Source organism: Pseudomonas sp. NFACC13-1 (assembly GCF_900104425.1).
Taxonomy (GTDB): domain Bacteria; phylum Pseudomonadota; class Gammaproteobacteria; order Pseudomonadales; family Pseudomonadaceae; genus Aquipseudomonas; species Aquipseudomonas fluorescens_AA.
This window is the reverse complement of record NZ_FMXV01000012.1, coordinates 62,325-83,564: the sequence shown is the minus strand read 5'-3', so window position 1 is coordinate 83,564 and position 21,240 is coordinate 62,325. Positions and strand designations below refer to the sequence as shown.

At 59.3% G+C, this 21,240-nt stretch carries 20 protein-coding genes; 10 read left to right on the top strand and 10 right to left on the bottom strand.

Features of this window, described 5'->3' with window-relative positions; translation table 11 throughout:
• Positions 1-196: 196 nt before the first annotated feature.
• The gene (locus BLQ55_RS16345) at positions 197-1,495 is read left to right on the top strand and encodes an MFS transporter (protein ID WP_092255160.1); all 1,299 of its coding nucleotides are present in this window, start codon (positions 197-199) and stop codon (positions 1,493-1,495) included.
• A 101-nt stretch (positions 1,496-1,596) separates the two neighbouring features.
• Complete coding sequence (locus BLQ55_RS16340) at positions 1,597-2,226, top strand: glutathione S-transferase family protein (RefSeq protein ID WP_092202756.1); 630 nt, start codon at positions 1,597-1,599, stop codon at positions 2,224-2,226.
• A 197-nt stretch (positions 2,227-2,423) separates the two neighbouring features.
• Here BLQ55_RS16340 and creD read toward each other — a convergent pair whose 3' ends face one another.
• The 3 genes from creD to creB all read right to left on the bottom strand — a co-directional run bounded on the left by creD (position 2,424) and on the right by creB (position 6,116).
• Positions 2,424-3,797, bottom strand: a complete 1,374-nt coding sequence (gene creD / locus BLQ55_RS16335) for a cell envelope integrity protein CreD (protein WP_092202758.1) — start codon at positions 3,795-3,797, stop codon at positions 2,424-2,426.
• 220 nt (positions 3,798-4,017) lie between these two features.
• Positions 4,018-5,436, bottom strand: a complete 1,419-nt coding sequence (gene creC / locus BLQ55_RS16330) for a two-component system sensor histidine kinase CreC (protein WP_092255158.1) — start codon at positions 5,434-5,436, stop codon at positions 4,018-4,020.
• The gene (gene creB, locus BLQ55_RS16325; protein ID WP_092255156.1) at positions 5,436-6,116 is read right to left on the bottom strand and encodes a two-component system response regulator CreB; all 681 of its coding nucleotides are present in this window, start codon (positions 6,114-6,116) and stop codon (positions 5,436-5,438) included. The genes creC and creB overlap by 1 nt, the downstream gene beginning before the upstream one ends.
• 178 nt (positions 6,117-6,294) lie before the next feature.
• Between creB and BLQ55_RS16320 the strand changes: the two genes are divergently transcribed.
• Positions 6,295-7,389: an RHS repeat-associated core domain-containing protein gene (locus BLQ55_RS16320; RefSeq protein ID WP_092255154.1), complete on the top strand. Its 1,095-nt coding sequence runs from the start codon at positions 6,295-6,297 to the stop codon at positions 7,387-7,389.
• A 112-nt stretch (positions 7,390-7,501) separates the two neighbouring features.
• Here the strand turns inward: BLQ55_RS16320 and BLQ55_RS16315 are convergent, their stop codons facing one another.
• The gene (locus tag BLQ55_RS16315) at positions 7,502-8,008 is read right to left on the bottom strand and encodes a retropepsin-like aspartic peptidase RloA2 (RefSeq protein ID WP_092255152.1); all 507 of its coding nucleotides are present in this window, start codon (positions 8,006-8,008) and stop codon (positions 7,502-7,504) included.
• A gap of 328 nt (positions 8,009-8,336) precedes the next feature.
• Between BLQ55_RS16315 and BLQ55_RS16310 the strand changes: the two genes are divergently transcribed.
• On the top strand, positions 8,337-9,224 hold the full coding sequence (locus BLQ55_RS16310) for an acyltransferase (RefSeq protein ID WP_092255150.1): 888 nt from the start codon (positions 8,337-8,339) through the stop codon (positions 9,222-9,224).
• On the opposite strand, the gene BLQ55_RS16305 is transcribed toward BLQ55_RS16310, so the two are convergent.
• On the bottom strand, positions 9,225-9,794 hold the full coding sequence (locus tag BLQ55_RS16305) for a DUF2780 domain-containing protein (protein ID WP_092255148.1): 570 nt from the start codon (positions 9,792-9,794) through the stop codon (positions 9,225-9,227). It abuts the gene before it with no gap.
• 303 nt (positions 9,795-10,097) lie between these two features.
• Between BLQ55_RS16305 and BLQ55_RS16300 the strand changes: the two genes are divergently transcribed.
• From BLQ55_RS16300 to BLQ55_RS16275, 6 genes are all read left to right on the top strand, one after another.
• Positions 10,098-10,520 carry a DUF3757 domain-containing protein gene (locus BLQ55_RS16300; protein WP_092255146.1) on the top strand — a complete coding sequence of 141 codons (423 nt, stop codon included), beginning with the start codon at positions 10,098-10,100 and terminating at the stop codon, positions 10,518-10,520.
• Positions 10,521-10,625: 105 nt separating this feature from the next.
• Positions 10,626-11,201, top strand: a complete 576-nt coding sequence (locus BLQ55_RS16295; protein ID WP_092255144.1) for a hypothetical protein — start codon at positions 10,626-10,628, stop codon at positions 11,199-11,201.
• 607 nt (positions 11,202-11,808) lie between these two features.
• Entirely contained in the window at positions 11,809-12,081 is a 273-nt protein-coding gene (locus tag BLQ55_RS16290; RefSeq protein ID WP_053213219.1) for a hypothetical protein, read from the top strand.
• 179 nt (positions 12,082-12,260) lie between these two features.
• On the top strand, positions 12,261-12,518 hold the full coding sequence (locus BLQ55_RS16285; RefSeq protein WP_092255142.1) for a cold-shock protein: 258 nt from the start codon (positions 12,261-12,263) through the stop codon (positions 12,516-12,518).
• Positions 12,502-13,590: an RHS repeat-associated core domain-containing protein gene (locus BLQ55_RS16280; protein WP_092255139.1), complete on the top strand. Its 1,089-nt coding sequence runs from the start codon at positions 12,502-12,504 to the stop codon at positions 13,588-13,590. Before BLQ55_RS16285 ends, BLQ55_RS16280 begins: the two co-directional genes overlap by 17 nt.
• A 148-nt stretch (positions 13,591-13,738) precedes the next feature.
• A complete protein-coding gene (locus tag BLQ55_RS16275; protein WP_092255137.1) occupies positions 13,739-14,722 on the top strand; it encodes an RHS repeat-associated core domain-containing protein in 984 nt (327 codons plus the stop codon).
• Positions 14,723-14,762: 40 nt separating this feature from the next.
• Here the strand turns inward: BLQ55_RS16275 and fdhA are convergent, their stop codons facing one another.
• From fdhA to BLQ55_RS16250, 5 genes are all read right to left on the bottom strand, one after another.
• Positions 14,763-15,962, bottom strand: a complete 1,200-nt coding sequence (gene fdhA / locus BLQ55_RS16270) for a formaldehyde dehydrogenase, glutathione-independent (protein ID WP_092169460.1) — start codon at positions 15,960-15,962, stop codon at positions 14,763-14,765.
• 167 nt (positions 15,963-16,129) lie between these two features.
• Positions 16,130-16,987, bottom strand: coding sequence for a formyltetrahydrofolate deformylase (gene purU, locus BLQ55_RS16265; protein WP_060740301.1), 858 nt, complete (start codon positions 16,985-16,987; stop codon positions 16,130-16,132).
• A gap of 106 nt (positions 16,988-17,093) precedes the next feature.
• On the bottom strand, positions 17,094-17,726 hold the full coding sequence (locus BLQ55_RS16260; RefSeq protein ID WP_072405821.1) for a sarcosine oxidase subunit gamma: 633 nt from the start codon (positions 17,724-17,726) through the stop codon (positions 17,094-17,096).
• A 167-nt stretch (positions 17,727-17,893) separates the two neighbouring features.
• Positions 17,894-20,911, bottom strand: coding sequence for a sarcosine oxidase subunit alpha (locus BLQ55_RS16255; RefSeq protein WP_092255135.1), 3,018 nt, complete (start codon positions 20,909-20,911; stop codon positions 17,894-17,896).
• The gene (locus tag BLQ55_RS16250) at positions 20,908-21,237 is read right to left on the bottom strand and encodes a sarcosine oxidase subunit delta (protein ID WP_014340581.1); all 330 of its coding nucleotides are present in this window, start codon (positions 21,235-21,237) and stop codon (positions 20,908-20,910) included. Before BLQ55_RS16250 ends, BLQ55_RS16255 begins: the two co-directional genes overlap by 4 nt.
• Between the last annotated feature and the right edge of the window lie 3 nt (positions 21,238-21,240).

Here is a 21,240-nt window from a genome sequence, read left to right as displayed (position 1 = left end):
CGTGCACTTGCCAGAGTGGGCGCCCCTTTTCTCTTCGTCATACGACAACCGCAAGCGCGCCGGCTGTTTCAGACCGCCCAGCCTTTGACATATTTATTGACAAATTAATTCTTGACCCTCTATAAGTGCGCTGGTTGTACGACAACCTACAACGAAACACGCCACGCCAAATCCAAAAATAATCGATGGTGAAGTGATGAAAATCAAAGGCATCCGCTGGTGGATGGTCGGCCTGGTCACGGCCGGCCTGATGGTCAACTACCTGGCTCGCAATACCCTCTCGGTGGCCGCTCCCACCCTGATGAGCGAAATGAACATCTCCACGGAGCAATACTCCCACATCGTCGTGGCCTGGCAGGTCTGCTATGCCTTGATGCAACCAGTGGCCGGCTACATCATCGATGCCATCGGTACCAAGATGGGCTTCGCCATTTTCGCGTTCGCCTGGTCCATCGCCTGTGCCGCGGCGGCCATGGCGTCGGGCTGGCAGGGCCTGGCGTTTTTCCGCGGTTTGCTTGGCCTGACGGAAGCCGCTGGGCTGCCGGCTGCGGTAAAGACCTCTACCGAATGGTTCCCGGCCAAGGAACGCTCGGTGGCCATCGGCTGGTTCAACATCGGCTCCTCGATCGGCGCCGTGCTGGCTCCGCCGCTAGTGGTCTGGGCGATCCTGAACAGTGGTTGGGAGCTGGCGTTCCTGATCGTTGGCGGCCTGGGCGTGGCCTGGACGTTCCTCTGGCTGATCTTTTACAAACATCCACGCGACCAGAAGCTCCTGGGCGACACCGAGCGCGATTACATCCTCAGCGGCCAGGAAGCTCACTTTCAAGACCCGACGCCGAAGAAAGGCAGCTGGAAACGCATCATCGCCAGCCGCAACTTCTACGCCATCGCCAGCGCGCGGATCCTCTCCGAGCCGGCCTGGCAGACGTTCAACGCCTGGATCCCGCTGTACCTCATGACCGAGCGGCACATGAACATCAAGGAGATCGCGATGTTCGCCTGGTTGCCGTTCCTGGCCGCCGACCTCGGTTGCGTGCTGGGCGGTTACCTGAGCCCGTTCTTCCATAAATACTGCAAGGTGTCGTTGTTCACTTCGCGCAAGATGGTCCTGCTGTTCGGCGCCTCCTGCATGATCGGCCCAGCCTGCATCGGTTTGGTCGCCAGCCCGTACACCGCCATCGCCCTGCTGTGCATCGGCGGCTTCGCCCACCAGACCCTGTCCGGGGCGCTGTACGCCATCACGTCCGATTCGTTCGGCAAGAATGAAGTCGCCACCGCCACCGGCATGGGCGGCATGTTCGGTTACCTGGGCGCCGCCGCCTTCACCCTGCTCTTCGGCGTCATGGTGACCCGGATCGGCTACAGCCCACTGTTCGTGCTGCTGGCAATCTTCGATGTCATCGCCGCGTTCATCGTCTGGACTGTCGCCCGGGAACTCAAGCAGCAACCGACGACATCGACGCCAGAACCGCAGGCCCTTCAACCGGCCGCCTGATGCATGGCGCGACCGGCCTTCTTCACCCCGGTCGCGCCTGCCTCGAACACGGATGAACGCGCTATGCTGCGCAACAAGTCCCCTTGAATCGAGACGTTGCCATGTCCACCCCCAGCATGACGCTGTTCCACAACCCCGCTTCGCCCTTCGTTCGCAAGGTCCTGGTGCTGCTGCACGAAACCGGCCAGCAAGACCGCGTGGCGTTGCAGCTCAGCCAGCTCACACCGGTCAAGCCGGACCGCGTGCTGATCGAGGACAATCCGTTGAGCAAGATCCCGGCCCTGCGCCTGGCCAACGGGAGCGTGATCCATGACAGTCGGGTCATTCTCGACTACCTCGATCACCAGCATGTCGGCAACCCGCTGATTCCCCGCGAGGGTGCGGCCCGCTGGCGGCGCCTGACCCTGGCCTCCCTGGCCGATGGAGTCATGGATGCGGCGGTGATGATCCGCTACGAAACCGCGCTACGTCCTGTGGAAAAACACTGGGACGAATGGCTCGATGCGCAACGGGACAAGATTCGCCGGGCCCTGGGCCTGCTGGAAGCCGAGGCGATCGCCGAACTGGCCAGCCATTTCGACGTGGCCTCCATCAGCGTGGCCTGCGCCCTGGGCTACCTGGACCTGCGCCATCCCGACCTGGAATGGCGCAAGGCCAACCCGCAATTGGCGGCGTGGTTTGCCGAGGTGAGCTTGCGGCCTTCAATGGCAGCGACGGTGCCCAAGGTTTAGTGCTGCACTGGCTGCACCGGCCCCATCGCGAGCAAGCTCGCTCCCACATTGGGTTGCTTTGCCTGGACGACCGGGATCTCCTGTGGGAGCGAGCTTGCTCGCGATAGGACCACTGCGGTCCAGCGGAAACAACCCGGCAATCAGCGCCACCAACATCGCTCCCTCCCGCTGATCCTCACGCAACCCCAACGACCGGCTCATTTCACTTCTCCCAGATCGAAGGCCATTGCAGCGGCCGGCTTCGACCCCACTCCGTACCAATCCAGCTTGCGGGTCAGCACCATGAACACGCCCAGCAGGCCGAACAGCAGCAGCGACCCCATCAGCAGTGCATAGTCCTCCGCGCTCAACAGGCCGTAGAGTAAACCGTACAAACCCGCCAGCCCCGCCGAAAACCCCAGGCCGTGGCTCACACTGCGCAACACATGGCAGACATAAAACCCGATCAGCACGACACAGGCACTGGCCGACACCAGGTACGCCAGGGTGAAGCCGATGTGTTCCGACAGCGACAACAGCAGCAGGTAGAAGAACGCCAGCGCCACACCCACCAAGGCGTACTGGACCGGGTGGACGGCCAGGCTCTTGAGCACTTCGAAGAGAAAGAAGCCGGCGAACGTCAGGGCAATGAACAGCAGCGCATATTTGATCGCCCGGTCGCTCTTGAGGTACTGGTCCACCGGGTCGATGAAGCTCACACCGAAGGCCCGGCTGCGGAACGCTTCACAGCTATCGCTCGGCTCGCAGGCTTGTAATGTTTCCAGCAGGTTGGTGGAGAAAAACGACGTCTGCCAGTCGGCACTGAAGCCCTGCTCATTGATCTCGCGATTGCTGGGCAGATAGTTGCCAATGAAGCTCGGGTGCGGCCAGTCCGCCGACAAGTGCACTTTGGTGGATTTGCCCACCGGCAGAATCTGGAACTCGCCAGTACCTTGCAGGCGCAGGTCAAAACCGAAGGTCAGCTCGGGACCGCCCTGGGCGGTGATCATCGGCAGCGGCACATGCACACCCTGCCCCAGCCAGCCAAGCCGCGAGCCGGGCAGGAAGTCGACGGTCTGCTGGTTCAGCGTCAGGGTCAGCGCGTTCTCGATGCCACGAATATCGCTGATGCCAACGCTCAAGTACGGTTCGTCGAAGCGGTAGTCGGCAAAGTCCTTGGCGGCGACGCCATAGCGCTCAGGCACCTTGAAGCGGCCATCGATCCGGTTATCGGCGTGGAACATCCGCGCTTCGTAGATACCCCGGGCACGGGTTTCGGTGCGGACCTGGCCGTCGAGCTCGAATTGCTCGGGCAAGAAATACAACTCCCCCGTTCGCTCGACGGTTTCCAGGAAACGCACACCGGTCTTCTCGTTGGTGTTCCAGACCTTCACGCTCTTGCGAAACGGCACCACGATCATCGGCCCGATCAATTGCTGGCTGTAGCTGGAGCTGCGGGCGATGTCCTGCAGCACACCGTCGCGCAATTCCTGGCGCTCATCGATGAGGCCATTGATCATCAACAGCGGAATCATCAGCAAGAGAATCAAGAGGGCGATCATGCCCAGTTTAATGGCGAGGCTGCGGTTCATGTGGGGCTCTCCCTGTTCGAATGAGGGAGAGTCTGGGGTGGTTGTGTGAGGGGTTTATGGGGGGAATGTGGAGATTGTGTGGAGAACCAGGAACCTCTGTGGGAGCGAGCTTGCTCGCGATGGCGGTGGGTCAGCGCCAGTTATGCCGACTGGTACCCCGCTATCGCGAGCAAGCTCGCTCCCACAGGAATGGGTGTTTAGTCAGATAGCAACTGCGGGGTCAGGACAACCGCAAAACCACCTCCACCCCACCCTCGACATTGCCAATACTGAACTGCCCCCCATGCAACTGCACCACCTCCTCCACGAAGTTGAGCCCCAGGCCGGTGCTCTTGCGACCGCTGTCCGGGCGCGGCAGGGAGTAGAAGCGTTCGCTCAGGCGGGGCAGCGCGTAGTCGGGGATCGGCGCGGCCTGATTGAACAGGCGGATCTCGACGCGGTTCCCACGGCGCTCGGCGCTGACCCGTAGCAAGCCGTTGACAGGGGTGAAGTCCAGGGCGTTTTCCAACAAGTTGCCCAAGGCCTGGCGCAACAGGAACGGCTCTCCCGTCAACGTCAAGCCGGCAGCGATGTGCCGTTCGACTTTCAACTGGCGACTTTCGATCCAGCCGCCGCGCGCCTCCAGCAACTCGTCCATCAACGCCGCCAGCGGTACCGAGACTTCTTCTTCCAACCCCTGGCGCTGCTCGATCTGGGCCAGGTTGAGCAAGCGTTCGATCAACTGCTGCATGCGCGCACTTTCATTGTCGATGTTACTGACGAAGCGCTGGTGCTGGGCGGCGGGCATGTCGCTTTGCAGCAGTTCGGCGGCGCCACGAATCGCCGCCAGCGGGCTCTTGAGTTCGTGGGTGAGTGTGTGCACGTAACGCTCGACGTACGCCTTGCCTTCGAGTTGGGTGCGCATGTGCTCCACGGCACCCGCCAATTGCTCGAACTCGCCGCCACGATAATGCGGCACTTCCACCCGACGCCCCTGGCTGACCGCCTGGGCGTAGCTCGTCAAACGCCGCAGTGCCGCGCTGAGCCACCACGACAGCAAGCCGCCCAGCAACAAGCCCAGGGCGACCAGGCCGGCGCCATAGGCCAACAGGCGCCGCTCGGTGCGGTCGACATAAGGCTGCAAGGAACTGTTGGGCTTGGCGACGGTGACAACGCCGATGATCCGGCCGTTGTCGCGAATCGGCGCGCCGACGTGCATCACCGAAGACGCCGGATCGTCCGGATCGCTACGGCTCGAGCGGGCGCCGTAGTGGCCGCGCAGGGTCAGGTAGACGTCATTCCAGCGCGAATAATCCTGCCCTACCGCCACGCCACTGGAGTCGAGCACCACGATGCCGTTGGCATCCGTGACGTAGATGCGATGGCTGACCTGATTCTTCGGCAGGCCCCAGATCGTCGCCGCCGGCTGGCGTTCGCCGTAGGCCTTGAGCAACTGCGGCCAGCGATTCTGGTTGAGGGTGCCGGCCTTGAAATCGTCCCGCAGGATCTCGGCCATCAGATTGGCGGTGTCCACCAGGGTTTCTTCGGTGGACTGGCGCACGCCGGGGCGGATTTCCTCCATGACCGTGTTGAGCACGAAATAGCCGGTCAGGGCGATAAACAGCACATACACCAGGAAAATCCGGATCCCCAGCGACATCAGCTGTGCCCCGGGCTGTAGCTGTAGCCCAGGCCTCGATGTGTCTGGATCGGTTCGGCCTCGGCCCGGACCAGGCGCAACTTGGCGCGCACGCTCTTGATGTGGCTGTCGATGCTGCGCTCGTAGCCGGCATCGCTGGCAACGCCCAAGGCATCGAGCAATTGTTCGCGACTGAAGACCCGCTCGGGTTGCTCCAGCAGACAATTGAGCAGGCGGAATTCGTGGCGGGTGAGGTTCAGCGGTTTGCCGCGATAGTTGATCTGCACACGGTCGGCATCGACCTGGAACAGTCCCGTGCCCGGCTCCACCGCTGGGCGCGGCGCCACGCGCTTGAGGATCGCCCGGACCCTGGCCGCCACCTCGCGGGGGCTGAAGGGTTTGACTACGTAATCGTCGGCGCCGATTTCCAAGCCTACGATCCGCTCGATCTCCCCATCCCGGGCTGTCAGAAAGATGACCGGAACGTCGCTGAAACGTCTGAGACTTTTACACGTCTCGAATCCGCTGATATCCGGCAGGCCCACATCGAGGATGATCAGGTCGGCCGGGGTGTTCTTCTGGTGATCGAGGGCGGCGGCGCCAAGGCTCAGCCAAGTGGTGTCAAACCCCTCCCCTTGCAGGGCAAACACCAGCGTATCGGCGATGGCGGCTTCGTCTTCGACAATCAGGATATGAGGCATGGCTTGCGAGCCCGGCAGTAAAAGTTGCCGGAACGGTGCCGCAAGGCTTGGAGCACGTCAACCGGCATTCAAGCTTGCGCGGTTAGCCGTCATACCTAACAGTTCTGATAGTAGGCACCCGCTGAAAAACGGCTGATGCTGGAGACCGTTCTTGAAGGCTTCAGATGGAGCTTAGCCCATGACTACCTACTCTCGCAGAGCCGTATTGTGCCACTACCGCTACGACCCGCTCGATCGGCTGGTCGACCGTGCACCATCCGCGGAGGCCATCATTCGGCGCTTTTATTGCAAGAACCGAATGGCTACCGAAATACAGGGCGCAGTGGAAAGTAGTATTTTCCAGCACGAAGACCAGTTGCTGGCCCTACTTCGACGCGTGGATGTAAATGGCTGGACTGCCCTGCTGGCGACCGATCAACAGCGTTCGGTATTGACTGGACTCGACGCAACCGGGGCTCGCCCCTACCGAAGCTATACACCTTATGGCCATCGCCCCTCAGAAAATGGTTTATTCAGTTTACTTGGGTTTAATGGTGAGCAGCCCGATCCGGTGACAGGACACTATTTATTGGGAAATGGGTCTAGAACTTTCAACCCGGTATTGATGCGATTTAACAGTTCAGACAGTTTGAGCCCATTTGGAAAGGGGGGATTGAATGCGTATGGCTATTGTATAGGAGACCCCATTAACCGGAACGATCCGACAGGGCACACTCCAATTCGGTCGATGTTAAAGAGTGTTCGAAAACCGCTCACGACCCAGTCAACCACCTTAACATCCATCGGAGCACGGAGTGAGCGAGCTGCCAAATCCACACCAACACTACAGACAGCAAAAAAAGTAAGTAACCTAAAACAGAACAAAGCCATAGTCGAGATCGCGAAAGCCAATGAAGCAAGATTAGGGCAACATGATCATTTTACCATTAACCCACCTCTCACCGACCCAATAGAAATTTGGACTCAATATGAATTCCTTAAACTTTTACATGAGTTTGAGACATTTCCAAATATATATAAGAAAATTGCCTTTTCACTGCCCAGCGGGGCCGAACTACTTAACACCATAGCTTTCGACACAAGAATTGACCTTGCGAAAAGCTTAAGCAAACAAGCAAACCTCGAAAAGTTAAATAATTTTTTATCTAATGAGGGACTACCTGAGGTAAATATCCTCCCTGCAATCAGGATAACCGGTGCAGAAATAGCTCGCTACAAATATATACAGCATTTTACTAAACTCGACTTAACCAAGGAGATCCGTCAATCTTAAGTAAATTTAAACATAAAAACTTTTATATATTACCCTAACGCCCAAGCCACCAGGCCCCGAAAAAACACCTTCTAATTTTCGGAACCCTTATAAGAATTGCTGAGCTACGCCATCAGCAGTCCGGCTTGTCAGCCGTATAACGCCGCGCCGGGTTCACCGCCGCGCCGAACTCACGCAACGCCTTGGCACCAATCAACAGTGGGTAATTGAAACTGCTGCGGTCAGTCAGGTTGACCTCGACCGTGCGCTTGACATTACCCAGGCACAATTCCAGATCGACCACCGGGCGCTTGGTGGGGGCGATCTTTTCGTCGTCGTCCTCATCCTCTTCGGAACGGGTCTTGATCTTGCTGATGCGGGCGATCTTGTGTTCGTAGACCTTGTTGCTCGCATCCTTGGTCGCCAGGCGGAACCGCACCCAATCATCGCCGTCACGGGTAAAGGTCTCGATGTCCTTGGCCGACAGCGAGGCGGTCAGGGCGCCGGTGTCCATCTTGGCCTTGAGCACTTCACCGCCGATTTCCGGCAGCGCGATGTATTCGTAGCGCCCGTACAGGGTCGGCTCGGCGGCCAGCACTGGGAGGGCCACCAGGGTAAGCAGGGCGAGAAGGGATTTCATGGGATAGGGCTTCCTGTATGGGTGGGCTTTTAGACAGTGGCAAAGGGATTCGTTCTGCGTACTTCAAGATCGATAGCCGAGAACAACCAGCCCGGCGCGGCCCCTGTGGCGAGGGGATTTATCCCCGTTCGAGTGCGAAGCGCTCGCCATGGTGCTGAACCGCTGTACAGAATCCGGGCCGCCGCGCAGCCCGACGGGGATAAATCCCCTCGCCACAGAAGCAAACCCAGCATACCGATCAAAAGGTGAAACATTCGTCCACACCGATTTGGCCTGGCGCCCGAAGCTTGCTTATCATGGCCCGCCCACCCGTTTGCAAGAGTCATCTATGCGCCGCCTGCTCACCGGCTGTTTCGTCACCCTGTTGCTGTTGCTCAACACCCTGGTGCTGTTCGGGCCGCTGATGGTGTTCGCCCTGCTCAAACTAGTCCTGCCCGGGCGCTTTCGCGACTACGCCTCGTGGGCGGTGATGTGGATCGCCGAGACCTGGGCCGAGATCGACAAGCTGATCTTTGCCCTGTGCATCCCCACCCGCTGGGACATCCGCGGCGGCGCGGATCTGCGCGGCGATACCTCTTACCTGGTGATCAGCAATCACCAGTCCTGGGTGGACATCCCCGCCCTGGTCCAGACCCTCAACCGGCGCACGCCGTTCTTCAAGTTCTTCCTCAAGAAGGAACTGATCTGGGTACCGTTCCTGGGGCTGGCCTGGTGGGCCTTGGACTACCCTTTCATGAAACGCTACACCAAGGCGTTCCTGGCGAAGAACCCGGAGCTGGCCGGCAAGGACCTGGAAATCACCAAGGCCGCCTGCGAGCTGTTCAAGCGTCAACCGGTCACCGTGGTCAACTACCTCGAAGGCACCCGCTTCACCACCGCCAAAAGCCAACAACAGCAATCGCCCTTCACCCACCTGCTCAAGCCCAAGGCCGGTGGCGTGGCGTTCGTGCTGGCGGCCATGGGTGAACAACTGGATGCGGTACTGGACGTGACGGTGGTGTACCCGCAAGAGAAGATTCCCGGGTTCTGGGACTTGATCAGCGGCGCGGTGCCCAGGGTCATCGTCGACATCCAGACCCGCGAGTTGGACCCGGCGTTGTGGCAGGGGGATTATGAAAACGACCCGGTGTTTCGCCAGCACGTGCAGAACTGGGTCAATCAGCTCTGGACTGAAAAGGACCGGCGTATTACGTATTTGCGCAACGAGGGTGGTTGATCAGACACCTGCGCCCCAAATACCACCCAGGTTCTGCAGCAGCGAACCGGTCACACCCTGCTGGCCGAGGTACTGCAGAATGATCGGGGCAAACTGGCCGATCATGCCACTGTCCATGCCCAGCGCACTGAAGGCATTGTTCAGGTCGCCGGTGTCCTTGACGTTACCCAGCAGACCATCGAGCAAAGCATTTTTGTCCGCCCCGCCACCGAGCAGACCGCCCAGGCCATTGAGCCCCCCGATGGCGCTGTTGCCAGCAATCTGATCCAGGCCCGGCACACTTCTGCTCAACTCGGAGAACTGCGGCTCGCTGAGCCGATTCTTCGCCAGTCCCAGCATCGCGCCAGCACCGCCGATGGCCTGTTCCGGCGTGATCTTGAGTTCCGATCCCAGAGTATTGAGCAGACCGGCAGCTTTCGGCGCGGCGGCCACGACGCCCTCCTTCTCACCTGAGTTGCCTTGCATCGCCGACACCACATTGGCCGCATCGCTGAGGCTGAACTGCGCGAAGGCCGGGCTGGCGGCCAGTGTCAGCAGCCAAGACAGTGCAAAACCTCGTGAAACCTTCATCCGGGACATCCTCTTAAGCATGAAAAAGCCGCCCATAAAGAGCGGCGTAAAGCGTGCTTTGGACTGACACGGACGGGGATTGTTCCTAAACGCATTACGTGAATGGCCGATAGCCATTACGGAAAATTCTTCAAGGACCGTAGGAAGCATCTGATTTAACGAAAACTGCGCTTTTTTATATAGCAAAAAGTTACCAAACATCCTTATACAGTTCTAAATTGACATAAATAACTGCCAACATTGACAGTAGCCCGCCCCGACCAAAGCCGTGAAATTGTCGAACCGAGCCCTGGAGCCTGGCATATGAAAAAAATACTGGCTGGAGGCGCGATCATGCTTTTGATGATCATCGGCCATGTCCATGCCGGTGAAATAACGTGCCCCGCCGTCACTGACATTCACAGGAACATTGAATCTCTGGAAGACGTTTACTTCGTCGATATCCGGGAAGACCTCGAATGGAAGAGCGAAAGCCTGGTGGACGTGGTCGACCCGACCTCGTTGCAATTCGAAGGTGCCGAGTACGTCACCCATGAGGGCGATGGGGACGAGCAGACAGCCCCCCGTGCGACCATCACGTGCAGGTACGGGGCGATCAATCTGAAGTTGGACGATCAACAAATCCTGGAACCGGCCTTTTCAAAGTGGGTGAGCAATCGCTGCGAAAGCGCGGAGACGCGAATGTGCAGGTTGATGAACGGCGACTACTTCAATTTGATTTATTGATCGATCCTGGTAACCGCGTCACTGTTCCAGCACCGCCGCCCAAAGCCCCCTGCCCTCGCCAGCACCATTACCGTACAGTGCGGCTTCCTCCTGCAGAGTTTGCCCATGAACGTAAAAATCGGCGGCGCCACCCTCGCGGTCATTCTGACAGGCATGCTCATTGCCTTTGGTGTCACCGAATGCCAGCGGGGTCCGCTGAATCCAGAGCTTGCCGACGACACCAGTGATGCGCAGAAGACCTGGCTGACCATCGAGCATCGCATCAAACGCTCCGACCCGGCCCTGACCGAGGTAAGCCGCGATCAGCAAGCACTGACCATGCTCTACCGTCCCGGCGCTTGCACGGACGACTGCGAGCCCTGGGTCCCGCACATGCTGCGCGTGGTCGGCCACGGCCTGGCGGCGCTCAATGGCGCGCCGGGGGGCAAGCAATACACAAAAGTGACGGTCAAGGCGCGACTGCTGGCCGACGATGACGTGGAACTGGTCTACGACATGCAGGGTTTCGACGCCATCAAAACGCAACAAGGTGGCTACGTCACCTTCGCCAGCATGCCCCGCAGTCTGGATTTCAGCGCCGATGCCCTGACCCAGGCGCAAGACTATTGCCAAGGCCCCAGCGCCCGGGGGTTCTACCCTGAATTCTGCGACCGGATCGGGGCCGCAACTGCACACCAATAACCGGGTGGCGAGGGAGCTTGCTCCCGCTCGAGTGCGAAGCGCTCGCCGCTGGTATCTGAAAAGCAGGGGGCTGCCGCCTAATGCCCAGTCAGTTAAGAATCAAACGACACAAAACCTGTGGGAGCAAAGCTTGCTCGCGATGGCGGCAGACCAGTCAATGGCGTTGTCAACTGGCTCACCCCAATCGCGAGCAAGCTTTGCTCCCACGGATTTGAGGCTTTAACTGACTGGCATTTTGGGGCTGCTGCACCTCGCCACAAAGGAAGCGGTGTTCCCGCCTGAATACTCACGACCAAAAATCCCACAAATACTTGGGAAATCCCCCGCAACAGCGAGCCTTGCCCAGCCCAATAGGCGATGCTTATAGTTCTTCCCGTCGTCCACATGGCGACTCGGGTTTGGCGACTCGATAAACTACGGTCAGAAGCCCTGCTTTTTGGCACGGGCTTTTGCACTCGAAAAACTACTTAATGGTAGTTGTGCGCGGGAGACCTGAGGTCTGCCGGAGTCCGTAGCTATCCGGTTCGCCAACCCGCGTACAGCTGCCACCCATTCGTTTGGCGACGAGTGAGTGGCGGCATCCACCAAGCTACGGGAGCTCTATCCAATGAACCGATACATCCCCATCACTGGCGTCGACTGCACCCCCGCCACCCTGCTCATCGACACCCAAGCCCCCCTCGACGTCCTCTACGAAACCGCCGCCTACCGCATCCGCGCCGTCACTCAATTATTGGAAAATATCGCCTTCCGCGAGGAGATCAGTTCCGACGCCGTCGTCCTCCACGACTTCGCCCTGCTCCTGGCGATTCCCTTGCGCGATGGCTGCGATGTACTGGACGTAATCGGCCGACGATTGCAAGCGCAGGCCATGGCATGACCGCCTCATGACAGTCATCTGAATATCACCTGCCACCGGTTATTTCCTCTCGGTATTGCCTACTGTCAACTCTGACAGTAGGCAACGATTTGCCCCGATCCTAAGCTCCTGTTGTGTCAACGAAAACAAAGCCATGGGCAACCACGCCTTTATCCATTCGGGCAAGCAGGACAATAAAAATGAACGACCGAATCAAAGGAACCGTTAAATGGTTTAACGATGCAAAAGGCTATGGCTTCATTACATGTGGCAAAGGTGGTGAAGAATTGTTCGTTCACTATTCGGCGATTGCTGGTGAGGGCTATAAAACTTTGAAGGAGAGGCAGAGCGTTTCGTTTGAAATCGAGAAAGGAGAAAAAGGTATGCAAGCCACGAGAGTGATGCCGGAATTAAAGACCGGTTCCACACAGCGAGCGAACCATGTCGACGAACCGTAAAATGCAGCTCTGCCGCTATCATTACGATCCATTGGATCGCTTGGCCAATTGCACGCGTTCCACTCAGGCCAGCATTCAGCGCTTCTATCTGAAAAGCCGCCTGGCCTCCGAGATACAAGGTTCAATACAGCGTTCGATTTTCCAGCAGGAGGATCATCTCCTGGCGCAACAACAGCGCCGGGACGGCGCCGTCGAAACCACTTTGCTTACCACCGATCAACAACGCTCGGTATTGCACGCGCTCAATGCAACGCAGCCTTGTGCCCTTGTCTATACGCCTTACGGCCACCGCCCGCCGGAAAACGATTTGCTTAGCTTGCTCGGCTTCAATGGCGAACGGCCGGACCCGGTGACGGGTCATTATTTGCTGGGTAATGGTTATCGGGCATTCAACCCGGTGTTGATGCGGTTCAACAGCCCAGACAGTTTCAGTCCGTTTGGGGCAGGTGGGTTGAACGCCTACGTCTATTGTATAGGCGACCCTGTTAACAGCACTGACCCTTCAGGGCACTACATTAGCTTTTCCAGTCTTTGGAAAGCCTTTTTAAACTTCTTAAGACCTCGGACGCCAAATACCCCGTCACCCGCGACTTCGTTTCAAGCCACGACTGTAAACGCAGCAAACAGTGCTTCCCGGATCGTAAATTCGGGCTCGATGGCTTCAGCTTCGTCCAAACCATTGCGCGGGTCTATTCCCACCCCAGCCCCCCCAAAAAATGCCACATCGCCCGGCTTCCAAGACTCAATCAGTGCTGGGGCTCCTAGCAGTTCTATGCCAAAGCAGAGACTTCCAAAAATTGGACCGTTACCACCATTGCCTGCCAATGCACGACTGCACACTTATTGGGCGTTCCCTCGGGCTACAGAACGGCCTACAAATATTTATCACTCACCCAGCGTTATGGACCCTAAAGCACCTCCTACAACGCGTCAAGATTTGTATATACCTATTCCGACTGAGCGCTTCTCACCCATGGAAACAATATTTGAGTCACCAAAAGACCTTCGGCTTCGGCAACAAAAGGCCCGGGAAATTATTGAAAGAGGAAAAAGAATTCGATACGACTGGTAAATAAAGCAGCGTCAATTTAAATCCCTGAGTAAGTTAACGTGAGTGACGTTTTTTCCCCCTCGGCCCTAACAGAGTTACTAGTGACGACTTTAACCAATTGTGCCAAAGTAACTTTTGAAATACGCGTACCCTCCAGGGAGTACTGCCGATGCCATTCGAACGCGAAAACCTACTCTGTCGATACCGCTACGACCCGTTGGATCGGCTGGTCGATTGCACACCAACGGCGCAAGCCGGCACCCAACGCTTTTACTTGAAAGATCGATTGACCTGTGAAATTCAGGGCACGGAGCAATGGTCGATTCTCCAGCACGATGACCAACTGCTGGCGCTGCACCAACGTCAGAACGGGGCCCTCGAAACTACTTTGCTTGCCACCGATCAACAACGCTCGGTATTGCACGCGCTCGATGCAACGGGCCCTCATTGTCTCGCGTACACACCTTACGGCCACCGTGCCACAGAAAGCGGTCTACTCAGCATGCTCGGTTTCAACGGCGAACGGCCGGACCCGGTGACTGGACACTATCTGTTGGGTAACGGATACAGGGCATTCAACCCGTTGTTGATGCGGTTCAACAGCCCGGACAAGTTGAGCCCGTTTGGCCAGGGCGGGTTTAATGCCTACGGCTATTGCGTTGGAGATCCGATAAATCGAGTAGACCCTACCGGGCAATTTAGCCTGTCACTTTTTCAGCTCTTCGAATTTTTCGAAGCGCTCGCGACACATACGGAGAATATCGTAGGGGCTTTATTTCGAGCGCGCCCGGTGGGATTCCAAGGATATGCTGAGCTGATTACCAATGCGGGATATACCAGCGTAGTGACAGGTACGACGTTGCAGATGGCAGGTTACACAGCAGGAGTAGCCCTACAGAATGGCGGTGGCGCACTGCTGAGTCTAGGGGCCGGTATGAAGGCAACACACGGAGCATTCACGACATTAAGGAAGAGTCCCGCCGTTAGAGCTCTGGTACACAGGGTGATCGGTAACAAGCTCAATACAAAACGAGCCGACGAACTTAAGGCTGTGATAGTTGATCGAAACACCCTTAACAAAGACAGAGTAATTATTCCTTCTCCGTCTTCATCACAAAACAAAAATACACAAAAATTCAATATACGAAGCTAAAAAAGGCGACCGAAGTCGCCCTTTCCCGTGCAGGCCGTTCTTACGCCGCACTAAACAACTTATGCGGATCAATCACAAACTTCTTCGGCACGCCCGCATCGAATTCGCCATAACCCTTCGGCGCGTCATCCAGGCTGATCACCTGCACACCGACGATTTCAGCAATGTTGATACGGTCCCACATGATCGCCTGCATCAGCTGGCGGTTGTACTTCATCACTGGGGTCTGGCCGGTGTGGAAGCTGTGGGATTTGGCCCAGCCGAGGCCGAAGCGGATGCTCAAGCTGCCCATTTTCGCGGCGGCATCAACTGCGCCCGGATCTTCGGTAACGTAGAGACCGGGAATACCGATCTTGCCAGCGACGCGGACCACCCCCATCAACGAGTTGAGCACGGTGGCCGGGGCTTCGTGCTTGACGCCGTCATGGCCATGGCCGCGGGCTTCGAAGCCTACCGCATCGACAGCACAGTCGACTTCAGGCTCGCCCAGCAGCGCAGCGATCTGTTCGTGCAACGGTGTATCGGTGGACAGGTCGGCAATTTCGAAACCCTGGGCCTTGGCGTGAGCCAGGCGGATCGGGTTGACGTCGCCGATGATCACCACCGCCGCGCCCAACAGGCGAGCGGAAGCGGCAGCCGCCAGGCCAACCGGGCCGGCACCCGCGATGTAGACGGTGCTGCCAGGGCCAACGCCAGCAGTGACGGCGCCGTGGTAGCCGGTCGGCAGGATGTCGGACAGGCAGGTCAGGTCACGGATCTTCTCCATGGCCTTGTCGCGATCCGGCAGTTTCAGCAGGTTGAAGTCGGCGTACGGCACCAGCACGTATTCGGCCTGGCCGCCGGTCCAGTCGCCCATGTCCACATAACCGTAGGCACCACCGGCACGGGCCGGGTTGACGCTCAGGCAGACGCCCGTGTGTTGCTCCTTGCAGGAACGGCAGCGTCCGCAAGCCACGTTGAACGGCACCGACACCAGGTCACCGATTTTCAGGTTCTCGACGTCGCTGCCCTTTTCGATCACTTCACCGGTGATCTCGTGACCCAGGACCAGGCCGGTCTGGGCAGTGGTACGGCCGCGGACCATGTGCTGGTCGGAGCCGCAGATGTTGGTGGAGACCACGCGCAGGATGACACCGTGCTCAATCTTCCTGCCGCGCGGGTCCTGCATTTTTGGATAGTCGATTTTCTGTACTTCGACCTTGCCGTTGCCGAGATACACGACACCACGATTACCAGACATGCTTTCACCTCGCTGTTGTTTTTGTGGAACTGCGTTGCCCAGGCAGGCAGCGCGTTGATTGCTCGGGTTAGTGCTTGTGTCTTGTTTCTTTGTTGTCTCAAGGGCCTCATCGCGAGCAAGCTCGCTCCCACAATTTGACCGCGTCCCCCTTGCTCGCGATGTCGGCCTTAAAGAACGACCGTGCGATTGGCGTTCAAGAACACCCTTCTTTCAATGTGATACCCCACCGCCCGGGCCAGGGTGAGCCCTTCGATGTCGCGGCCCTTGGCGATCAAGTCTTCGGGATAGTGGCTGTGGTCCACCACTTCCACGCCCTGGGCGATGATCGGGCCTTCGTCCAGGTCGTTGTTGATGTAGTGCGCCGTGGCGCCCACCAGCTTCACGCCTTTGTTATAGGCCTGGTGATACGGCTTGGCCCCCTTGAAGCCCGGCAGCAGCGAGTGATGGATGTTGATCGCCTTGCCGTCGAGCTTGCGACACAATTCCGGCGACAGCACTTGCATGTAGCGGGCAAGGATCACCAACTCGGCACCGGTGTCTTCGATCACCTGCCACACCTGTCGCTCCTGGGCCGGCTTGTCGTTCGGGTCCAGGGGGAAATGGTAGTAGGGAATCTGGTGCCAGTCGGCCAGCGGCTTGAGGTCGGGGTGGTTGGACACCACGGCCACCACATCCATGGACAACTGGCCGATGCGCTGGCGGTAGAGCAAATCGTTGAGGCAGTGATCGGCCTTGGAGACCATGATCACCACTTTGGGCCGGTAGTTGGGCGGCGTCAGTTCGAAGACCATGCCGAAGGCTTGCGCACGCTCGGCCAGGCCGGCGCGAAAGGCCTGCTCGTCAAAACCGTCGGGCTGGCGAAACTCCACGCGAATGAAGAAACGCGCCGAGAGCCGGTCGTCGAAGGAATGGTGTTCGGTGACATAGCAACCCTGCTCGAACAGAAAGCGGGTCACCGCGTCCACGGTGCCGAGCACGCTGGGGCAGTCGGCAGTCAAGATCCATGTATCCGGGGCGCGGCTCATTGCGGTGACTCCTGTTTGTTATGGATAAGCCCCGCCGAACACAGAACTCTGTGGCGAGGGGATTTATCCCCTCGCCACAAAAGTGTCCGGCTTTGGACTGCGATATTCAGGCCTGCACGCTCAACCCATACTCAGCCGCGGCATCCTGCAACCACAGCCACCAGTAATCGGAGAAGCTGCGGCGGATCACCAGTTCCCAGGTGTCTTCGCCCGTGTGGCGAATCACCAGTTGCGACTTGGCGAACACCGTACCCACGGCCTTGCCCACCGGGAAGTTGCTTGGGTGTACATCGTAGCTGGTGGATTTCATCAGCACGTCGCGCACGTTCGGGCCGGACAGTTCGAGGATCTGCTGGCCGCCGCTGACATTGACGATCTGGATGTGCAGGTCGCCCAGGGCTTCACGCAGTTTCTGCTCGGCGGCGAATTCTTCGCCAGTGGGGACCACCAGCAGCCATTCATCCGGGCCGAGCCATTGCAGGCTGGTTTCACCCTTGACGATGACGGCCAGGGCGCCTGGCAATTCCAGGCCCAGGGCCTTGTGCACGCCCGCGGCAAATGCCGGATCGTGGCCATCGCCACGGAGGGTCAGGTGGCCCAGGAGTTTTTTCTCGCGCACGGTCACACCGGCGTTCTTGCGACCCTTGCCCACCAGGCTGGCGAGGTCGGCATGGTGCAGCGACGACTCGGCCTTGGCCCCGGTGGTTGGGCGTTGTTGGTACACGTTGACTGCGGTCATATGGAGCACCTGTCTGAATGCTGTTGAGTCAAACCCTTGTTGTGGCTGTCAGGCCGTCATCGCGAGCAAGCTCGCTCCCACAAGGGTTACGCGATCAACTGTGGGAGCGAGCTTGCTCGCGATGATGCCGACGCGGCATCGCCGGTCTCCCACAGGACCTCAAGCCACTAGATATTCTGCCGATCCCCCTTCGGATCGAAGAACACCGAAGAAACGATCTCTGCCTCGATCACGCTGCCATCGGCCAATGGCGCGAACACTCGCTCGCCCATCCGCTTCAGGCCGCCCTTGACCACACCCATGGCAAATGAATAACCCAGGGAGTTGTGGGCGTAGCTGGAGGTCACGTGACCGACCATGGTCATCGGGATCGCCTGCTTGGTGTTGAACACCAGTTGCGCGCCTTCCGGCAGCCAGACATTCGGGTCGATCGGCTTGAGACCCACCAGTTGCTTGCGGTCTTCACGCACGCAATCTTCGCGATTCATGCCACGCCAGCCGATCCACGAGAACGGTTTGGTCCGGCCTACGCACCAGCCCATGTTCAGGTCGTCCGGCGTCATCGAGCTGTCAGTGTCCTGACCGACGATGATGAAGCCCTTCTCGGCCCGCAATACGTGCATGGTCTCGGTGCCATACGGGGTCAGGTTGTATTTCTTCCCGGCCTCGACGATCTGCTCGAGCACGCCCATGGCGTAGTCGGCCTGTACGTTGATTTCGTACGACAGTTCACCGGTGAACGAGATCCGGAACACCCGTGCCGGCACGCCACCCACCAGGCCTTCCTTCCAGGTCATGAACGGGAACGCGTCCTTGTCCAGGTCGATGTCGGTGACTTCGCTCAGCAGTTTGCGGCTGTTGGGGCCCGACAGGGTCATGGTCGCCCAGTGGTCGGTGACCGAGGTGAAGTACACCTTCAGGTCCGGCCATTCGGTCTGGTGATAGATCTCCAGCCATTGCAGCACGCGCGCCGCACCGCCCGTGGTGGTGGTCATCAGGAAGTGGTTGTCCGCCAGACAGGCCGTTACGCCGTCGTCGAAGACCATGCCGTCTTCCTTGCACATCAGGCCGTAGCGGGCCTTGCCCACGTCGAGCTTGGTCCAGGCGTTGGTGTAGACGCGGTTGAGGAACTCGCGGGCATCCGGGCCCTGGATGTCGATCTTGCCCAGGGTCGAGGCGTCCAGCAGGCCGACGCTGTCACGCACCGCCTTGCATTCGCGCTTGACCGCCGCATGCATGTCTTCGCCGTTCTTCGGGAAGTACCAAGGGCGTTTCCATTGGCCGACGTCTTCGAACTCGGCGCCATTCTTCACATGCCAGGCATGCAGTGCGGTGAAGCGCACCGGCTCGAAGATGTGCCCACAGTGCCGGCCAGCCACCGCGCCGAACGTCACCGGCGTGTAGTTCGGACGGAACATGGTGGTGCCCATCTGCGGGATGCTCACGTTCAGCGAGCGGGCCGCGATGGCCAGGCCGTTGACGTTGCCCAGTTTGCCCTGGTCGGTACCGAAGCCCAGTGCGGTGTAGCGCTTGACGTGTTCCACCGACTCGAAGCCTTCGCGGGTGGCGAGTTCGATAGCGGCGGCAGTGACGTCGTTCTGCAGGTCGACGAATTGCTTCGGCGCCCGTGCGGTGGATTTTTCGTGCGGCACCTGGAACAGCGCCAGGGTCGGCTCTTCATGACGGCTCAGGGCTTTGGGCAACACGCCCTCCACCGCTTTGAAGCCGGCTTCGCTGGCCGCGCGCACGCCGCCTTCAAAACCGTCGGCCAAGCTGTCACCGAGGCTGTAGACACCGTTCACACCGCCGACGCAGACACGTTTTTGCGGTGCTTCGCCCGGTACGAAACCGAGGATGTCTTCACGCCAGATCGGCTTGCCGCCCAGGTGCGATGCCAGGTGGACCACCGGGCTGTAGCCGCCGGAGCTGGCCACCAGGTCGCAGTCCAGCCATTCGCCAGGGCTGGTGACTTTATGGGCGCGGACGTCGATCGCGGCGACACGGGCCCCGGTGACGCGCTTGCTGCCACGGGCCTCGATCACGGCGCTGCCGGTAAGGATACGGATGCCTTTGGCGCGGGCTTCTTCCACCAGCGCACCACGTGGGTTGCTGCGCGCATCGGCCACGGCCACCACTTGCAGACCGGCGTCGAACCAGTCCAGGGCGACGCGATAGGCGTGGTCGTTGTTGGTGCTCAGCACCAGTTTCTTGCCCGGTGCCACGCCGTAGCGACGCACGTAGGTGGACACCGCACCGGCCAGCATGTTGCCCGGCACGTCGTTGTTGCCGTAGACCAGCGGGCGCTCGCAAGCGCCGGTCGCCAGCACCACGCGCTTGGCGCGAACGCGGTTGATACGCTGACGGACCTGGCCGATCGGTGCGCGGTCACCGAGGTGGTCGGTGAGGCGCTCATGGATAGTCAGGAAGTTATGGTCGTGGTAACCGTTCACCGTGGCACGAGGCAGCAACACCACTTCAGGCATCGAGCGCAGTTCAGCCACCACAGCCGCGACCCATTCGGTCGCCGGCTTGCCGTCCAGGCTCTCGCGGGAGTCGAGCAGGCTGCCGCCGAACTCTTCCTGCTCATCGGCCAGGATGACGCGCGCACCGCTGCGGGCCGCGGCCAGTGCGGCGGCCAGACCAGCAGGGCCAGCACCGACGATCAACACGTCGCAGTGACGGTTCATGTAGTCGTAGGTGTCCGGATCGTTCTCGGTCGGCGAGCGACCCAGCCCGGCGGCCTTGCGGATGTACTTCTCGTAGGTCATCCAGAACGATTGTGGGTACATGAAGGTTTTGTAGTAGAAGCCCGGCGGCATCAGCTTGCCGCCGACCTTGCCGAGAATGCCCATCATGTCGTTGTTCACGTTCGGCCAACCGTTGGTGCTGGTGGCGACCAAACCTTGATACAGCGCCTGTTGCGTGGCGCGCACGTTAGGGATCTGCGTGGCTTCGGTGGCCCCGATCTGCAGCACCGCGTTTGGCTCTTCGGCACCGGCGGCGAAGATGCCGCGCGGGCGGGAATACTTGAAACTGCGGCCAATGATGTCGACGCCGTTGGCCAGCAGTGCAGCGGCCAGGGAGTCGCCCTCAAAGCCTTTGTAGGTCTGGCCGTTGAAGGTGAAGCTCAGCACTTTGTTGCGGTCGATCCGTCCGCCGTTGGACAGGCGATTGATCTGGCTCATACCTTCTCTCCCAGAGCCTGTGCAGCCGCTTTCGGACTGTCAGCCTTGTCGGTGAACTGCGGCTTTTGGCCGATCTTGTAGGTTTCGAGAATCTCGTAGGTCACGGTGTCACGGGTCACGTTGAAGTACTGGCGGCAGCCGGCGACGTGGTCCCACAGTTCATGGTGCAACCCGCGTGGGTTGTCACGGAAGAACATGTAGTCGCCCCACTCCTCGTCGGTGCAGGCGTTCGGATCCAGCGGACGCGGGATATGCGCCTGGCCGGATGCGTGGAATTCCTCTTCGGAGCGCAGTTCGCCGCAGTGAGGACAGAAGATGTGCAACATAGG

What these genes read in the sequence shown, in the direction of transcription:
- BLQ55_RS16345 (WP_092255160.1), top strand. Translation starts at nt 197, where the DNA reads ATGAAAATCAAAGGCATCCGCTGGTGGATGGTCGGCCTGGTCACGGCC.
- BLQ55_RS16340 (WP_092202756.1), top strand. Translation starts at nt 1,597, where the DNA reads ATGTCCACCCCCAGCATGACGCTGTTCCACAACCCCGCTTCGCCCTTC.
- creD (WP_092202758.1), bottom strand. Translation starts at nt 3,797, where the DNA reads ATGAACCGCAGCCTCGCCATTAAACTGGGCATGATCGCCCTCTTGATT.
- creC (WP_092255158.1), bottom strand. Translation starts at nt 5,436, where the DNA reads ATGTCGCTGGGGATCCGGATTTTCCTGGTGTATGTGCTGTTTATCGCC.
- creB (WP_092255156.1), bottom strand. Translation starts at nt 6,116, where the DNA reads ATGCCTCATATCCTGATTGTCGAAGACGAAGCCGCCATCGCCGATACG.
- BLQ55_RS16320 (WP_092255154.1), top strand. Translation starts at nt 6,295, where the DNA reads ATGACTACCTACTCTCGCAGAGCCGTATTGTGCCACTACCGCTACGAC.
- BLQ55_RS16315 (WP_092255152.1), bottom strand. Translation starts at nt 8,008, where the DNA reads ATGAAATCCCTTCTCGCCCTGCTTACCCTGGTGGCCCTCCCAGTGCTG.
- BLQ55_RS16310 (WP_092255150.1), top strand. Translation starts at nt 8,337, where the DNA reads ATGCGCCGCCTGCTCACCGGCTGTTTCGTCACCCTGTTGCTGTTGCTC.
- BLQ55_RS16305 (WP_092255148.1), bottom strand. Translation starts at nt 9,794, where the DNA reads ATGAAGGTTTCACGAGGTTTTGCACTGTCTTGGCTGCTGACACTGGCC.
- BLQ55_RS16300 (WP_092255146.1), top strand. Translation starts at nt 10,098, where the DNA reads ATGAAAAAAATACTGGCTGGAGGCGCGATCATGCTTTTGATGATCATC.
- BLQ55_RS16295 (WP_092255144.1), top strand. Translation starts at nt 10,626, where the DNA reads ATGAACGTAAAAATCGGCGGCGCCACCCTCGCGGTCATTCTGACAGGC.
- BLQ55_RS16290 (WP_053213219.1), top strand. Translation starts at nt 11,809, where the DNA reads ATGAACCGATACATCCCCATCACTGGCGTCGACTGCACCCCCGCCACC.
- BLQ55_RS16285 (WP_092255142.1), top strand. Translation starts at nt 12,261, where the DNA reads ATGAACGACCGAATCAAAGGAACCGTTAAATGGTTTAACGATGCAAAA.
- BLQ55_RS16280 (WP_092255139.1), top strand. Translation starts at nt 12,502, where the DNA reads ATGTCGACGAACCGTAAAATGCAGCTCTGCCGCTATCATTACGATCCA.
- BLQ55_RS16275 (WP_092255137.1), top strand. Translation starts at nt 13,739, where the DNA reads ATGCCATTCGAACGCGAAAACCTACTCTGTCGATACCGCTACGACCCG.
- fdhA (WP_092169460.1), bottom strand. Translation starts at nt 15,962, where the DNA reads ATGTCTGGTAATCGTGGTGTCGTGTATCTCGGCAACGGCAAGGTCGAA.
- purU (WP_060740301.1), bottom strand. Translation starts at nt 16,987, where the DNA reads ATGAGCCGCGCCCCGGATACATGGATCTTGACTGCCGACTGCCCCAGC.
- BLQ55_RS16260 (WP_072405821.1), bottom strand. Translation starts at nt 17,726, where the DNA reads ATGACCGCAGTCAACGTGTACCAACAACGCCCAACCACCGGGGCCAAG.
- BLQ55_RS16255 (WP_092255135.1), bottom strand. Translation starts at nt 20,911, where the DNA reads ATGAGCCAGATCAATCGCCTGTCCAACGGCGGACGGATCGACCGCAAC.
- BLQ55_RS16250 (WP_014340581.1), bottom strand. Translation starts at nt 21,237, where the DNA reads ATGTTGCACATCTTCTGTCCTCACTGCGGCGAACTGCGCTCCGAAGAG.